This is a genomic window from Bifidobacterium scardovii JCM 12489 = DSM 13734 (assembly GCF_001042635.1).
Lineage (GTDB): Bacteria > Actinomycetota > Actinomycetes > Actinomycetales > Bifidobacteriaceae > Bifidobacterium > Bifidobacterium scardovii.
In genome coordinates this window covers 1,410,466-1,426,661 of the sequence record NZ_AP012331.1, presented here as the reverse complement: position 1 = coordinate 1,426,661, position 16,196 = coordinate 1,410,466, and the positions used below count along the sequence as shown (strand labels likewise).

Sequence of the window (16,196 nt, the reverse complement as noted above, 5' to 3'; positions counted from 1 at the left end):
TGCTCAGCCCCTCATCGCCTCGTTCGCCAAGGCCTCGAGCGCCGCGTCGATGCGGGTCGCATCCACGCCGCCGCCCTGGGCGAAGTCCGGCTTGCCGCCGCCACCGCCGCCGAGCATCTTGGACGCGCCGCGCACCAGATCGCCGGCCTTGATGCCGGCCTTGCGCGCGGCCTCGTTGGTGGCCACGGCGACCATCGGCTTGTCGTCCTCGGACACGCCGGCCAGCGCCACCACCACGGGGGTGTCGTCGCCGAGACGGCCGCGCACGTCGAGCACGGTCTTGCGCAGCGCGTCGAAGGAACCGAAGTGACCGACGTTCTTCACCGCGGTCTTCACCGGAGCGGTGGATTCGCGCGTGTCGGCCACCAGCTGCGGCACGGCCGCGGCCAGCTGGTCCTCGTACATGGCCGCCAGACGGCGATCGGATTCCTTGAGCTTGGCGAGCAGCGTGTTCACGCGCTCGGCCAGCTCGTCGGGGCGGGCGTTGAGCTTGTCGCTCAGCTGGGAGACGAGCGCGTGCTCGCGCGCGCCGTACTCGTAGGCGCTCTGGCCGACCAGCGCGTCCACGCGGCGCACGCCGGAGCCGATGGAGGCCTCGGACAGGATGTTGACGGCGCCGATCTTGCCGACGCGGTCGACGTGCGTGCCGCCGCACAGCTCGCGGCTCCAGCCGTCCTCGCCGATGGTGACCACGCGCACGATGTCGCCGTACTTCTCGCCGAACAGGTGCATCGCGCCCAGCGCGATCGCGTCGTCGAACTTCATCTCCTGCGTGGTGACCGAGAGGTTGTCGCGCAGGCGGTCGTTGACGCGCGCCTCGACGGCGCTCATCACGCCCTTGGTCGGCGCCTTGGACCACTGGAAGTCGAAGCGCAGGCGGTTCGGGGCGTCCTCGGAGCCGCGCTGGGTGGCCTGCGGGCCGAGCTCTTCGCGCAGCGCCTTGTGCACCATGTGCGTAGCGGTGTGCGAACGGGCGATCGCGCCACGGCGGTCCACGTCGATGTTGGCGCTCACCTGCGTGCCGACGACCAGCGTGCCTTCGGTCAGGCGGCACTGGTGGACGATGAGGTCCTTGATCGGCCTCTGCACGTCGTCGACCTCGAGCACCGCACCGTCGTCGGACAGGATCTCGCCCTGATCGGCGAGCTGGCCGCCGGCCTCCGCGTAGAACGGCGTGCGGTCGAGGATGACCTCGACGGTCGCCGGGGCGGTGACGGCGGGGACGGAGCCCTTACCCTCCTGCATGATGCCGAGCACGGTGCCGCGCGCGGACAGGTCGGTGTAGCCGAGGAAGTCGATCGGGCCGGCCAGCGTCTTCTTGAAGTCGTCGTATACGGACAGATCCACGTTGTGGCGCTTCTTCAGGGCGTCGGCGCGGGCGCGGGACTTCTGCTCGCTCATCAGCTCGCGGAACTTCGCCTCGTCGACCTTCACGCCCTGATCGGCGGCCATCTCGAGCGTCAGCTCGATCGGGAAGCCGTAGGTGTCGTGCAGGGTGAACGCGTCGTCGCCGGAGACGGTCGGGTCGCCGGTCTTCTTGGCGTTGCTCACGGCCACGTCGAGGATCTGGATGCCGTTCTCGAGCGTGCGGCGGAACGCGTCCTCCTCGCCGTAGGCGGCCTCGGACACGTCGTGGAAGGTCTTGTCGAGCTCCGGGTAGCTGGCGACCATGGCGTCCTTGGAGACGGGCAGCAGCTCGGGGATCACCGGATCGGTGACGCCGAGCACGCGCATCGCCTGCACGGTGCGGCGCAGCAGGCGGCGCAGCACGTAGCCGCGGCCGACGTTGCTCGGGCGCACGCCGTCGGACATGATCATCAGCGCGGAGCGCACGTGGTCGGCCACGACGCGGAACTTGACGTCCGCCGCCGCGTCCTCGCCGTACTTGCGGCCGGACAGCCGTTCCGCGGCCTCGATGACCGGGAACACCTCGTCGGTCTCGTAGATGTTCTGCTTGCCCTGCATGAGGTAGGCGAGACGCTCGAGGCCGGCGCCGGTATCGATGTTCTTCTGGTCGAGCTCGCCGACGATGTGCATGTCGGTCTTGGACTTGACGTTGTCGACCGCGTAGTTCTCGAACACGAGGTCCCAGATCTCGATGAATCGGGTCTCGTCGGCCGCGGGGCCGCCGTCCTTGCCGTACTCGGGGCCGCGGTCGACGTAGATCTCGGAGCAGGGGCCGCCGGGGCCGGGGCCGCCGGTGGTCCAGAAGTTGTCCTCCATGCCGAAGATCTGCATGTGCTCGGGGTCGAAGCCCTCGTTCCTCCAGATCGAGCGGGCCTCTTCGTCGTCGGTGTAGGTGGTGACCCACAGCTTCTCCGGGTCGAAGCCGTAGCCGCCCTTGTCCTGCGGGGTGGTCAGCAGCTCCCACGCGAAGTGGATCGCCTCCTCCTTGAAGTAGTCGCCGAAGGAGAAGTTGCCGAGCATCTGGAAGAAGGTGCCGTGGCGGGTGGTCTTGCCGACCTCGTCGATGTCGAGCGTGCGCACGCACTTCTGGTTGGAGGCCATGCGCTTGTACGGCGGGGTCTGCTCGCCGAGCAGGTACGGGATGAACGGCACCATGCCGGCGATGGTGAACAGGGTCGTCGGGTTGGGCGAGATCAGGGACGCGGACGACACCACGAGGTGATCGTGCTTGCCGAAATAGTCAAGATAGCGCTTCGCGATTTCTGAAGTGCGCATGAATGGTTGAACTCCTTGCATGATCGGGCGCAACGGCCCGCAACAGTTGTCGAAAATGAATTATGAAAGCGATTGCTGATCGGCTGGTTTCCACAACGCAGCGCGCGTATCAGCGGCTCACGCGCTGGGCATAGGTGGTGTTGAGCTCAGCCTCGCGGGCTCGACGGGTCGCGTTGAATTCATTGATCAGGCCTTCGAGGGTCCGCATGGTCACGTGATCCTGATCGGGACCAAGCACGAACTGGCGCATCGCATCGGGCGTATTGGCCTTCACGTACGCATTCGCCTTGGACACGGCGATCACGCCGGCGGCGAATCCGACGCCGAACCAGAACAGTCGTTTGAACATCACTCCCCCTTCGCGGACTGTCCGTCGTTATGCTTCACGAAAAACGACTGTGCCGTGCTCTTGAGCGCGTACGCGGCCGAGGCGATCTTGATGATCGGACGGCCAAGGAACGAACCGTACAGATCGGTGAGAGCGCCGACGTTGTTGGCCGTGGTGGATGCCGCCGCGGAGATCCGGTTGACGTCCTCGAGCGACTTGTTCACTTGCTTGACGGTGGTCACGCCCTCGTCAAGCGCCGGGATCGCGTGCTCCCCGGACTGCTTGACCGTGTCGGCGATCTGATCGAACAGTTTGCCTAGACGGATCAGCGGGTAGATCAGGAAGCCAGCAAGGACCGCGAACGCGATCGCCGCGATCAGGCCGGCGATATCTCCAACACCCATCATGAACCTCTTTTCAGCATCACGGCGCAGGGCCGCACACAGTACCCGCACCAGCCTAACGAACGGCCCAGACCGTATCCGGCTTCGGGCCGCCAGTGCGTCACTGGTTGTACGACGCGATGGTGATCGCCTGGTCGAAGGGCTTGCTCGTGTCGAAGTCGAGCACGGTGACCGATCCGTTGGCCGGCCGCTCGCTCAGGTCGAGGTCGCTGCCGCCGAAGCGGCGCCCCAAGCTCAGCAGCGTGTTGCCGTGGGAGATCTGCAGCACGTCGTCGCCGTCCTTGAGATCCGGATTCGCGGCGATCAGCGCGAAGGCGCCCTCGACGCGCTCCCAGTACTCGGCGTCGGATTCCGCATCGTGGAACGGGTCGGCCTCCTTGAGGAAGTCGCGCGTGGCGGCGAGCCCGAACTTGGAGACGATGTCGTTGTAGCTCTTCGCGCCGTGGGGGCCACCCGCCGCGGTCCATGCCATCGACATGTCCTGGCCTTCGAAATAGCCGTAGCACTGCTCGCGGAAGTGCATGTCGGACACCAATTTCGGACGCGCGTGACCGGCCGCCTCGTTGATGTCGAGGATGCGCGCGGCGGTGATCTGCGCGCGGGAGGTGTCGGAGCAGTAAGCCGCGGCGAAGTCGAAGCCGCGCAGCTTGGCGCCGGCCTTGTCGGCGTCGGCGAGCCCGGATTCGGTCAGCGGCGCGTTGCACCAGCCCTGCAGTCGGTTGTAGCGGTTGAACGTGGTCTGCCCATGGCGGACCAGATGCAGATGCAGAATCATGGTTATGATTATGTCACCATATCGCCATGGTTGCTCGCGTAGGCTTGGGGTTATGAGTCATTTTCTTTCCCGTTGGTTGGTATTGACGATCGCGGCCGGCGTCATGGTGGTGGTGCTTCCCGGCATGGAGGCGGTCGGCGAGCCGCCGATCCTTGGCATCGGCGCGTTCGCGCTGTTCATGGCGTTGATCAACGCCTCGATCAAGCCTGTCGTGCATATTCTGGCCTTGCCGTTTTCCATCCTGAGTTTCGGCATCATCGCCTTGGTGATCAACTGGCTGTTCATGCGTCTGGCATCATGGCTCGCCCTGTCGCTGTTCGGCGTCGGCGTGATCATCGACGGATTTCTGTGGTCGGTGCTCGGATCGCTGATCATGACGATCGTCTCCGGTCTGGTCACCGACGTGATCGGCGAATAAGTCGGTCACTTATCCACAATCGGTTATCCACAACACGCCGAGAGTGCCTCCGTGCGTGCACCATGGCCGGTTTCCCGTCTGCGGCCGGAATATCCGCGGTAGCGTTGCCGCATGAAGCCCCATCGAAGAATCATCGAGCTGCTCGGCGAAGCGCAGCGTGCGGACCGATGCGCCATCGCACCGAACAGCGCCGATCATGCAGCGCTGCTTCGCCGCGCGCACAACGGCGAGATCGCCAATCCGTATCGGGGCCTGTTCGCGGACGCCGGGTACTGGAGCCGTCTCGACCCGTCGCAGCAGGCACTCCATATGGCACGGACCCTGACCCTGATGCATCCGCGTTGGGTGTTTGCCGGCCCCACCGCGGCGGCCATCCACCGGTTCGAGCACCCATGGTCGATCCATGGTCCCGGACTCTATATCGCCGATGACGTCAACGGTTCCGGCATGCGGCACAACACGAGGCTTCACCGCGTCTACATGCCGTCCATCCCGATGTGGAAGGTCGACGGCATGCGGGTCACCTCCGCCGCGCGCACGCTGGTCGACTGCGGGCTGTTGCTGCCATTCACCAAAGCCCTTGCCATCTTCGATTCGGCATTCAGAATGACCGCCGTCACCGACGACGAGGTCATGGCGATCTGCGCCGGCATGCGCCGCGACTGCACCGACGTCGAACGACTGCTGGCGTATACGGATGCGCGCAGCGACAATGGGGGCGAGTCGTTGATCCGCGGCGTCATGATCGAAGAGGGATTCGCCGCGCCCGAATTGCAGCAGGTATTCGCCGATCCGGAGAACCCGTCCCACCAGTATCGGGTCGATTTCATGTGGCGATTGCCTGACGGGCGTATCGTCGTGGCGGAATACGACGGCATGACCAAATACGTGGATCCGGCCATGACGGACCGGCGGTCGATCAAAGCAGTGGTCAATCAGCAAACCCAGCGGGAACGATGCCTTCTAGCCTGGGGCGTCAACGCCATTATCCGGCTCGACTACGATGATGCCGTCAACAGAGCGTCGCTGGTCGGCAAACTGCTGCAGATCGGCGTGCCGCGCCGCGGTACCGCGTAGCAAACGGTTGGGTAACAGGCTGGTTCTCGGACACTTTCAACGCCACAGCCCCACCTGGCGTAGAGAAAGGTTGGGTAACAAACCGGTTCTCGGACACTGTCTACGCGTGGAGTCGTTTCAGCGTAGAGACCGGTTGGGTAACAAGCTGCTTCTCGGACACCTTCTACGCCACATGGCTATCCAACGTAGAGGACGGTTGGGTAACAACTTGGTTCTCGGACACTTTCAACGCTGGGAGGGGCTACGGGGTAGAGAACGTCCGAGAAGCAGATTGTTACCCAACCGTCTTCTACGCCGGATGGCCGTACGGCGTAGAAGGTGTCCGAGAACCGGTTTGTTACCCAACCTTTCTCTACGCCAGGTGGGGCTGTGTCGTTGAAAGTGTCCGAGAACCGCACTGTTACCCAACCAGTTTCTACGCCGAAACGGTCCCTCCCACGCGTAGAAAGTGTCCAAGAACCAAGTTGTTACCCAACCGGTTTCTACGCCAAATGCTCGCCTGGCGTAAAGAACGTCCGAGAACCAACCTGTTACCCAACCGGTTTTTACGCCGGATGGCCGTGTGGCGTAGAAAGTGTCCGAGAACCAAGTTGTTACCCAACCGGTTTCTACGCTGAAACGACTCCACGCGTTGAAAGTGTCCGAGAACCGGCCTGTTACCCAACCGGTCTCTACGCCCAAAAACCTACGGCGTATAAAAAAACACGAACGCCCCGGGCGTGAGCCGCGGGGCGTTCGTGCGTATGTATGTCCTTAAGCTGTAAATTCTTACAGTAAGTGGATCCAGATCAGCGAGCGTAGAACTCGACGACGTACTGGATGTTGACCTGCACCGGGATCTCCTCGGCTTCAGGCTTGCGGGTCAGGGTGGCCTTCAGGGAGGCGAGGTTCACGTCGAGGTAGCCGGGAACCGGGGGCAGCACATCGCGGTGCGTGCCTTCGGCGGCGATCTGGAACGGAACGGTGGCCTGGCTCTTGGCCTTCACCTGGATGGTCTGACCGGGCTTGACGCGGTAGGACGGGCGATCCACGATGTTGCCGTCGACAAGGATGTGACGGTGCACCACGAACTGACGGGCCTGGGCGGTGGTGCGGGCGATGCCGGAACGCAGGACCAGGTTGTCGAGGCGGGTCTCGAGATCGGTCAGCATCGCGTTACCGGTCTGGCCGGAGGTGCGGGTAGCCTTCTCGTAAGCGGCGCGCAGCTGCTTCTCGGACACGCCGTACTGGGCGCGAAGACGCTGCTTCTCGCGCAGACGCACCGCGTAATCGGACTCGGTGCGGCGGCGGGTGCGGCCGTGCTCGCCGGGAGCGTACGGACGCTTTTCGAAGATGCGCTGAGCCTTGGGGGTCAGTGCGATGCCGAGGGCGCGGGAAAGACGCACCTGACGGCGGGAACGCTGAACGTTCGTCATTGGTTTAATCCTTTGTTTGTTCTGTCGTTGTCTGAACGGAACGCGGCCCCTGCGGAACCACGTTGAGCCAGCCTCTCCAGCGCTTGTTCGTGCCAGGCACGAACGGCAGGAATCCTTGCGAACCCCGGTCGCCGACCCGCTGACGGGCTAAGGCTCCAGACGGCACACGCCTCGCGGCGCACACCAATCATCAACTATACACACAAGGTACGGACAGCTGGCGCGCCGTCCCGACCACCGCCACAGCCTGCGGCGCATGCCGTCGGCATGGCCCGGACGGCACCCGGCTCAGGCCTCGGCCAGCACGCCGCGGTCCATCCGGTAGATGCGGTCGGCGTACTCGAGCGCGTCGGGATCGTGCGTGACCATGAGCACGGCGGTGCCGCGGCCGGCCACCTCGCGCAGCAGACGCATGACGATGGCCGTGCTTTCGGCGTCGAGATCGCCGGTCGGCTCGTCAGCAATCAGCAGCTTCGGCCGGTTCATCAGCGCACGCGCGATGGACACGCGCCGCATCTCGCCGCCGGACAGCTCCTTCGGATAGCAGGAGGCCAGATCGGCGACCTGCAGCAGGTCGAGCAGCCGGGTCGCACGGCGCTCGAGCGCATCCGGCGCGGCCGCTTCGGCCACCGGCGCCGGCGCGATCACATCGGGCATGCCAGAAGCCGGCGCGGCACCCGCGGGATCGTCCGCAACGTCACCGTCCGCAACATCGCCATCCGCCACGTCGCCGTCCAAGCCGTCATCGTCCACGACGGCGTGCCCCGACAGCACGGCCGGCAGGATCACGTTGTCGATCACGCTCAGGTTGGGCAGCAGCGTCTGGCTCTGCGTGACGAAACCGATCACCTGGTTGCGCAGGGCCGACATCTCGCGGTCGTTGAGCGAGACGACGTCGCGCCCGTCGAGCGTGGCCGTGCCGGAGGTCGGCTTGAGCAGCCCGGTCACCAGGTTGAGCAGGGTGCTTTTGCCGTTGCCGGACCGGCCGACGATCGCGACGAACTCCCCCGCGTCGACGTGCAGGTTCACATGGTCGACGGCCGCGAACGCGCTGCCACGACGGGTGAATTCACGGGTCAGATCCTTGATGTCGAGCATGTCACTCCCCCTCGCGCAGCGTCAGATAGGTTTCGGGCGCGGACAGTTTCACCGCGGTGGCGATCGAAGCGATGAGGCCGGTCGCCACGGCGAACGCGAGGCCGATCACGGCCAGCGCCAGCACGCTGCCGGCGCCGGTCTGCAGATACGGCAGCTGCAGTTGCCGACCGATCAGCGAATTGAACGGCAGGATCACCAGTGAGGCCAGCGCGATGCCGATCACGCCGCCGACGGCGCCGAGCAGGGCCGATTCCCTGACGATCAGGCCGATCAGCGCGCCGCGGGTCGCGCCCATGATGCGGTAGGCGGCGAATTCGCGCTTGCGCTCGTTCATCGCCGACGAGAACACGGCGAGCAGCACGATCAGGCCCATGACCCAGAACACGGCGACGAACACGCTCATGTATCCGGTGAGCGCGTTCAGGCTGGTGCGCGTGGTGGCCGTGACACCGCCGGGATAGACGAATCCGAGCCCCTCAAGACCGGAGGCGTTGGTGATGTTGTTGGCGACGGCGGCGGCGCTGTAGCCGTCCTTGACCTTGACGAGCACGGCGGACACGGCCTTGTCCGCATACTCCTGCGGTACGGCGGTGTGGCCGACCGCCGTGGAATACTCGATCACCCGCGGCACGGTCGCGGTGTTGATGAACACCGAATTGTCCAGGCTCGTGCCGGTGGCGGCGAGCTGCGCGGCGACGGGGAACTCGTGCCCGTACAGCTTGATCGCGCCGTTCTCGGAGACGTTGATGTTCGATCCGACCACGGCCTCGCCGTCGGCCAGCGTGCCGTCGAACTGCGAGGTGATCCACGGGGTGATGACGAAGTCGGTTTTCGGGTTGAAGCCGATGATCTGCACCTTCTCGTCGCAGCAGGCGGCCGCGAGCGACGAGATGTAGGTCTGGGCCGTCGCCTGGGCGATGCCGTCGGCCTTGTTGACCAGCGATTCGATGTCGTTGGTGAAGTAGAACGTGTTGGAGGTCGTGGAGTTGGTCAACAGCGCTTCGGCCTTGGCCTTGGTGTTCTGCGGCACGACCATGAGATCGGCGCCCATCCGCTCCTGCATGCTGTCCAGACCGTTGCGCAGGTTCAGCGACAGCAATGCGCCGCCGTAGAACGCGATCGAGAGCATGGTGACCACGATGATCAGGGCGGCCGTGCGGAACGGCTTGCGTTTGAGATTCTCCAGCGGCAGGCGCTTGAGCGTGATATGGGCCATGGGGGTTCCTGATGTGACGAGGGGTGATGAGGGATAACGAGAATCGACGAGGATCGGCGGGGCCGAGGACGGATGACGCCGGCCGCCTTGTTTTCGGGCGGCCGGCGCGCTTGATCCGTTCGGCCTACTTGGCTTACTTGGCCGGCTTGGCGTCGAGGTATGCGGCGACGAGCGCGCAGACCGCCGCCAGAGCGCCGAGCACGATCAGCGTCGGGCGGGTGGCCATGTGGCAGTGCATCATCGCGCCGGAGCACACGCCGATGAGCACGGTGGGCACGGCGATGGCCAGCAGCGCGTTGAGCGCGACGGCGATGTTCAGCCCGGCCCGCATCTGCGGCTTGACGAACAGCCCGATCACGCCGAGCAGCGCCATGACGACGCCGATGCCGAGCACGGCCTGGGCGGTGTAGTGACAGGCCATCGGCATGTCGTCCTTGACCTCGCACACATGCGCGAAGGTCTGCGGACCGACGGCGATCAGTACGCCGAAAATGATGGCGGGCAGCGTGGCGAACAGTTTTCTGGTCATGTTTTCCTCTCTGGTCATACCTACTGCAGATGACCGTTGGAGATTATTCCAGTCGCGGAATCGAAAAACAAGCCTTGATTTTTTATTTTTCGCCGATATAATTGCGCGCCTGCGGGGTTAATGGGGCATAGCACCGGAGGATAGCCGAAGGCCTGGCATTGCGGTGTCTCGACCACCCCCAGTCGGCTGCGCCGACAGCCCCCGCCAGCGGGGGCATGAACCACCTACGCATTAACGAGATTGATCACGAGAACGAGCCATCATAAGGCCTTCTTCTGCCGGCTCCCCTCCCTGAGGGGATCTGTCCGCGAAGCGGGCTGAGGGAGCGTTCCTGTACACGCACATACAGGCTGTTCCGTTATGACCCCCCTCAGTCGCCTACGGCGACAGCTCCGATCGAAATGCTCGTCAGAGCTTTTCGATTGCTGAGCCGTCATGGGGAGTCCGGTGGACTTCCCATAGGCGAAGTGAGCGGCTTCGCCGCGAAGGCTCCGATCGAAATGCTCGTCAGAGCTTTTCGATCGGAGCGACGCGTAGCATCAGGCGCTTGACGCCGTCGGAGCCGAAATCGACGGTGATCACCGAGTTGCGGCCCTTGTCCTGCGTGTCGACGATCGTGCCGAGCCCGTACTGGTCGTGCGTGATCCTGTCGCCGATGTGGAAATCGGCGATGTTGAGATTGTTGTCCTTGCCGAGCGACGACGACGGCACCGCCTTGGACGAGGAACCGGACGACTTGGGCGCGACGCGGCGCGTCGTGACCTTGCCGCCGCGGGACGACCCGTACGAGCCGTAGCGGGAACCGAAGCCATACCCCGAACCGGAGCCGTACCCGGAGGAGCCATGCCCCGAGGAACCGGACGACCCGTACGACCCGCCGTACGTGGCCCCGGAGCCGAACCGGCGCGACGAGCCGGAGGACGACCCGTACGCCGACCCGGACGACCCCGAACCGTATCCCCCCGATCCGCGGCCGGAACCACCGCGGGAACCGTAGGACGACCCGCCGAAGGTCGTGCCGCTGAAGTCGTCGTCATCCCATCCGCCGAACTCGTCGTCGAACCCGCCGTTGGACCAGTTGGATCGCATGCGCTCCACGCCGGCCTCGCGCCGCTTCCAATCGATCAGCCCGTCGGGGATCTCGTCGAGGAACTGGCTGGGCAGCATCTCGTTGGCCTGCCCCCACTGGGCGCGCACCGCCGCGCGCGTCACGTACAGGCGCCGCTTGGCGCGCGTGATGCCAACATAGGCGAGCCGCCGCTCCTCGGACAGTTCGCTCGTGTCCTCCATCGCGCGCGAATGCGGGAAGGTCCCCTGCTCCATGCCGGTGAGGAACACGACCGGGTATTCCAGGCCCTTGGCGGTGTGCAGGGTCATCAGCGTGACCTTGCCCGAATCCTCGCCCTCGGACGGCAGCTGGTCGGAATCGGCCACGAGCGCGGTGGTCTCCAGGAAGCCGGCCAGCGTGGCGTCGGGCGTGTTCTGCTCGAATTCGGCGGCCACGGACTGCAGCTGGGACAGGTTCTCCACGCGCGAGGCATCCTGCGGGTCCTCCGACTTGCGCAGCTCGTCGAGCAGACCGGACTTGGACAGCATCTCGGCGACGATCTCGCTCGGCTTGCCGTCGTGGGCGACGGCGAACTCGTGCAGGCCGACCATCAGATCGCGGAAGGCCTTGAGCTGCGTGGCGGTGCGCGTCGGCACGCCCTCGACCGACTCGATGTTCGCGATGCCGGCGTAGAAGGTGGTGGCGTGCGCCTCGGCGTAGCCGGCCACGATCGCCTCGGCGCGGGCGCCGAGCCCGCGCTTGGGCACGTTCATGATGCGCCGCATGTTCACGTCGTCGGCCGGGTTGACGATAGCCTGCAGGTAGGCGAGCGCGTCCTTGATCTCGCGCCGCTCGTAGAAGCGCGTGCCGCCTACCAGCTGGTAGGGCAGCCCGGCGTTGATCAGCGCCTCCTCGAGGGACCGGGACTGCGCGTTGGCGCGGTACATGATCGCCATATCCGAATACGCGATGCCCTCCTCGGCGTGCAGCCTCGCGATTTCGGTGCCGATCCACGCCGCCTCCTGCTGCGCGTTGTCGGCCGCGTAGCCGACGATCGGCTCGCCCTTGCCGAGCGCGGTCCACAGCTTCTTCGGCTTGCGGCCCTCGTTACGGGCGATCACCGCGTTGGCCGCGTCGAGGATCGTCTGCGTGGAGCGGTAGTTCTGCTCGAGCATGATCGTCTTCGCGTTCGGGAAGTCCTGCTCGAAGTCCTGGATGTTGCGGATGTCGGCGCCGCGGAAGGCGTAGATCGACTGGTCGGAATCGCCGACCACGGTGATCCACGCCTGCCCTTCGCGCCCGGCCGCCACGGCGGTCGGGGACGTCGCGGCGCCGGGCGCTCCGGCGCCCTCGACCCCGGCGAGCTCGCGCACGAGCACGTACTGCGCGTGGTTCGTGTCCTGGTACTCGTCGACGAGGATGTAGCGGAACTTGTGGCGGTAGTAGTCGGCGACCATCGGGTCGGCGCGCAGCAGCTCGACGGTGCGGCCGATCAGATCGTCGAAGTCCACCGCGTTCGCGGCGGCGAGGCGGTACTGGTATTCGGCGTACATCACCGCATACAGCTCCTCGACGTTGCCGAACCGGCCCATCTGGTAGCCGCGCTGGCCTGGCTTGTAGTCGGGCGCGTACTGCCTGAGCGCGTCGCGCCAGTCCTGAAGGTTGTTCTTGTAGTCGGAGATGCGCCCGAGGATCACGCGCGGCGTGTAGCGCTTGAGATCGACGTTGAGGTCGGCGCCGATGAGCTTGACGAGCCGCTCGCAGTCGGCCGTGTCGTAGATCGAGAACCCGGAGTTCAGGCCGATCGACTTGCCGTCGCGGCGCAGGATGCGCACGCAGGCGGAGTGGAAGGTCGACACCCACATGCGCCGGGCGACCGGGCCGATCAGGCCTTCGAGGCGCTCGCGCATCTCGGCCGCGGCCTTGTTGGTGAAGGTGATCGCGAGGATCTGGCTCGGCCATGCGCCGAGCTGGCTGAGGATGTAGGCGATGCGCCGGGTGAGCACGCGCGTCTTGCCGGAACCGGCGCCCGCGCCGATGAGCAGCGCCGGCCCGCGGTACTGCACGGCCTGCGCCTGCTGCGGGTTGAGGTCGCCGACCAGTTCCTCGGCGGTCCTTGCGATGAGATCCGGATCCTGTTGCACGCTACTCCCCTTGCCTGTATCGATGTCGCCCGCCGTCGCCGCGCGCCGCGGGGACTGCCCGCGCCACGCCGTGCTCGACGCCATATATGTCTACCACATCGTTCGGTCAGCGCCGCCCGGCCAACCGAGCCGGGCCGCCGACCGCGCGATCACCCGTTCCGGTGGTCGCCCGCGTCGTCGGGCTGGTCGCCGACCGGCGGCCGGGCCGCGATCCACGAGGTGATCGTGTCCTTGATCGTCGCCGCGTACAGGTTCTGGCCGTCCGGCTCCGGGTGGATGCCGTCGCTGGACAGCATTTCGGGATGCGCCCCGATCGCGGTGCTCCAATCGACGAGCATCGACGTCGTCGGGTGCGCGCGCACATAGTCGGCGGCCGCCTGATTGGCGACCGGTATCCAGCTGCGGTCGCCGTAGCCGTTGACGATGACCAGGATGTGCCCGTCGCCGGCGGCGTCCGCGATCTGGCCAAATTCGTCGACGGTGGCGGCCGAATTGGTGTTCAGGGAGACGACGACGTACCGGCGCAGCTGGCCCTCCACCTTCATCTGCGCGACGATGTCAGGGGCCGTAGTCACCGCGCGCGAGACCTGCGCGTCGATGACGATGCCCGGCAGCAGGGATTGCAGCGCCGGCGAGGCACCGACCGTGACCGAATCGCCGATCACCGTGATCTGGTCGCCGGTCAGGTTCCGCTCGGCCTCGGCCTTGGCCTTGGCCCGGCGCTCGGCCTCCTCCTTGGCGCGCTTCTTGGCTTCGGCCGCGGTGGCGGCGTCGGCCGTGCGCTGCTGGCGCTGGCCGTCCAGCGCGCTCTGGTTGCGTTCGAGCATGGCCTGCACGCTGGATTTCGCCGGAGCGGCCATGAGGCCGAACGCGAATCCGGTGACGGCCAGCACGACGACCGGAACGGTGACCAACGCGCGCAGCCACGCCGGCACGGCGAAGGCGCGCGCCCCCGCGGCCGGCATCCGCATGGCTTGGCCGGCCGGCCGATACGCCGGCATCGACTGCGACGCGAACGGGCCCTCCGGCACCGGAGCGGACGCGGGGATGCTGCCGACGCTCGAGACCGTGCGCGGATGGCCGCCGGCGGACGGCTGGTCGGACGCGCGATGGAGCCGGGTCCGCGACACCAGCGCGGAGACCGGGCGTTCGGCCATCCACCACGACAGCGCCGCCATCGCCACGCTCAGGGCCAGGGTCAGCAGATAGACCACCCAGACATACCGGCCGCGCAGCTGCGGGAACAGCAGCTGGACCAGCAGATAGAGCGGCCAGTGCCACAGATAGATGCCGTACGAATACTTGCCGAGCAACGCGAGCGGGCGCCACAGGAACAGGCTGGGCATCCAGGATCCCTCGGCGATGCTGCCCGCGATCAGGGCCACGGTCAGCACGGCGGCGAGGACCAGCCCGCCGCGGAATGCCGACTCGTTCTGATCGATGCGCGGCATGAGCAGGATCAGGCCGATCAGGGCGGCCGTCGACAGCCATGGCGCCGCCGCCCGCACCGGCTGCGACGCCGGGGAGCCGGCCGTCTCGTGGCGGTGCACCGCAAACGCGAGCGCCATGCCGAGCAGCAGCCCGAAGCAGTGCGTGTCGGTGCCGAAATAGACGCGGGTCGGATCGTCGCCGGGCCGGTACAGTATCCACATGCCGGCCGCGGACAGCGCCGCCAACGCCACGGCCACACCGATGCGCGCCGCTGCCGCCCGGATGCGGCCGAGCAGCGCCACGATCAGCGGCAGCAGCACGATGGCCTGCGCCAGCAGCGCGACGAACCACAGGTGCCGCAGCAGCTGCGGCGAGGTCATGGCGAAGTAGCTGCCGCCGGAGGCGATCTCGTACCAGTTCGAGCCGAAGACCACGGCGGCGAGGCTCTTGGCCGGCATGCCGACGAGCGCGTCGTGGTCGATGAGGAATCCTAGGGACGTGGCCGCGGCGATCATGAACGCCATGCCGGGCCACAGCCTGGCCAGACGGCGCACGTAGAAGCGGCCGACCGCTATCCGGCCGGTCCGTTCGCGCTCGCGCAGCAGGCTGGTCGTCAGCAGGAACCCCGACACGACGAAGAACACGTCGACGCCGATGAAACCGCCCGGCAGCGTGCGCTGCGACAGGTGATACCAGATGATGCCGATGAGGGCGAAGCCCTTGATGCCGTCCATGCCGTCGTAACGGGGGTATCGTTTCATGCTCGATTGCTGACCTGTCCTGTACACGGGCTTTATGATACGGCACGCCGTCCCGGGACGCGCACGAGCGCCGACTCGCCGCGTCCGTCACCGACGCCGCGTATGCTACGCCAATATCACCGTCCGGTCGGCGCCCACGAGGTCGCGGGCCGGCACCCATATGGATCGCAATACAGCGGACCGGCACGAAGGAGCATCATGCAGGAACTGGAAGATCGCATACGCCGCGAAGGCACCGTCAAAGAGGGCAATGTGCTCAAGGTCGACGCCTTCCTCAACCACCAGTGCGACGTGGCGCTGTACGACGCGATGGGCGCGGCCTGGGCCGGGCATTTCGCAGGTCGCACGATCACCAAGATCCTCACGATCGAGGCGTCCGGCATCGGCATGGCGTGCGTGGCGGCCAGGCATTTCGGCAACGTGCCGGTCGTGTTCGCCAAGAAGGCGCAGTCGATCAACCTCGACGGCGACCAGTACGTCACCACGGTGTACTCCTTCACCAAGCAACGCGAGTTCCCGGTGATCGTCTCGCGCAGGTATCTCGGCCCCGAGGACCACGTGCTGCTCATCGACGACTTCCTGGCCAACGGCAAGGCGCTGCGCGGCCTGATCGACATCTGCGACCATGCCGGCGCCACCGTCGAGGGCATCGGCATCGCGGTGGAGAAGGGCTTCCAGGGCGGCGGCGACCAGCTGCGCGCCGACGGCTACGACGTCGATTCGCTGGCCATCGTCGATTCCATGGACCCGAAGACCGGCGAGATCACCTTCAGGCACTGAAGTCCGGCAGCGGAGCTCCCCTCAGTCAGCCTTCGGCTGCCAGCTCCCCTCAGAGAGGGGAACCATCCAGTCCATGTCCTCGGCTCCCCT

The 16,196-nt window shown here is 66.1% G+C and carries 13 protein-coding genes; 3 read left to right on the top strand and 10 right to left on the bottom strand.

The annotated features are described in order from the left end of the window. Positions 1-3: 3 nt before the first annotated feature. The 4 genes from alaS to BBSC_RS05840 form a co-directional block, all read right to left on the bottom strand. The gene (alaS, locus tag BBSC_RS05855; RefSeq protein WP_033517523.1) at positions 4-2,682 is read right to left on the bottom strand and encodes an alanine--tRNA ligase; all 2,679 of its coding nucleotides are present in this window, start codon (positions 2,680-2,682) and stop codon (positions 4-6) included. 109 nt (positions 2,683-2,791) lie between these two features. Next, a complete protein-coding gene (locus BBSC_RS05850; RefSeq protein ID WP_033517525.1) occupies positions 2,792-3,031 on the bottom strand; it encodes a hypothetical protein in 240 nt (79 codons plus the stop codon). Continuing rightward, positions 3,031-3,414, bottom strand: coding sequence for a DUF948 domain-containing protein (locus tag BBSC_RS05845; protein WP_033517527.1), 384 nt, complete (start codon positions 3,412-3,414; stop codon positions 3,031-3,033). The genes BBSC_RS05850 and BBSC_RS05845 overlap by 1 nt, the downstream gene beginning before the upstream one ends. A 100-nt stretch (positions 3,415-3,514) precedes the next feature. Beyond that, positions 3,515-4,189 (bottom strand): histidine phosphatase family protein, encoded by a 675-nt coding sequence (locus tag BBSC_RS05840; protein ID WP_033517528.1) that lies wholly within the window; start codon positions 4,187-4,189, stop codon positions 3,515-3,517. A 52-nt stretch (positions 4,190-4,241) separates the two neighbouring features. On the opposite strand from BBSC_RS05840, the gene BBSC_RS05835 reads away from it, so the two are divergent. Further along, the gene (locus BBSC_RS05835) at positions 4,242-4,607 is read left to right on the top strand and encodes a phage holin family protein (protein ID WP_033517530.1); all 366 of its coding nucleotides are present in this window, start codon (positions 4,242-4,244) and stop codon (positions 4,605-4,607) included. Between the two features lie 111 nt (positions 4,608-4,718). Next, on the top strand, positions 4,719-5,684 hold the full coding sequence (locus BBSC_RS05830; RefSeq protein ID WP_033517532.1) for a hypothetical protein: 966 nt from the start codon (positions 4,719-4,721) through the stop codon (positions 5,682-5,684). Between the two features lie 788 nt (positions 5,685-6,472). On the opposite strand, the gene rpsD is transcribed toward BBSC_RS05830, so the two are convergent. The 6 genes from rpsD to BBSC_RS05800 all read right to left on the bottom strand — a co-directional run bounded on the left by rpsD (position 6,473) and on the right by BBSC_RS05800 (position 15,326). Then, a complete protein-coding gene (gene rpsD, locus BBSC_RS05825) occupies positions 6,473-7,099 on the bottom strand; it encodes a 30S ribosomal protein S4 (protein WP_033517534.1) in 627 nt (208 codons plus the stop codon). Between the two features lie 288 nt (positions 7,100-7,387). Continuing rightward, the gene (locus tag BBSC_RS05820; protein WP_033517536.1) at positions 7,388-8,197 is read right to left on the bottom strand and encodes an ABC transporter ATP-binding protein; all 810 of its coding nucleotides are present in this window, start codon (positions 8,195-8,197) and stop codon (positions 7,388-7,390) included. Position 8,198: 1 nt separating this feature from the next. Continuing rightward, on the bottom strand, positions 8,199-9,413 hold the full coding sequence (locus tag BBSC_RS05815; RefSeq protein ID WP_033517537.1) for an ABC transporter permease: 1,215 nt from the start codon (positions 9,411-9,413) through the stop codon (positions 8,199-8,201). A 133-nt stretch (positions 9,414-9,546) separates the two neighbouring features. Next, a complete protein-coding gene (locus BBSC_RS05810) occupies positions 9,547-9,942 on the bottom strand; it encodes a DUF4418 family protein (RefSeq protein WP_033517539.1) in 396 nt (131 codons plus the stop codon). 507 nt (positions 9,943-10,449) lie between these two features. After that, entirely contained in the window at positions 10,450-13,134 is a 2,685-nt protein-coding gene (locus BBSC_RS05805; protein WP_033517541.1) for an ATP-dependent helicase, read from the bottom strand. 149 nt (positions 13,135-13,283) lie between these two features. After that, a complete protein-coding gene (locus tag BBSC_RS05800) occupies positions 13,284-15,326 on the bottom strand; it encodes an acyltransferase family protein (RefSeq protein ID WP_081892937.1) in 2,043 nt (680 codons plus the stop codon). 198 nt (positions 15,327-15,524) lie between these two features. Here BBSC_RS05800 and BBSC_RS05795 point away from each other — a divergent pair, with 198 nt between their 5' ends. Next, positions 15,525-16,106 carry a xanthine phosphoribosyltransferase gene (locus BBSC_RS05795; RefSeq protein ID WP_033517543.1) on the top strand — a complete coding sequence of 194 codons (582 nt, stop codon included), beginning with the start codon at positions 15,525-15,527 and terminating at the stop codon, positions 16,104-16,106. Positions 16,107-16,196: the final 90 nt, after the last annotated feature.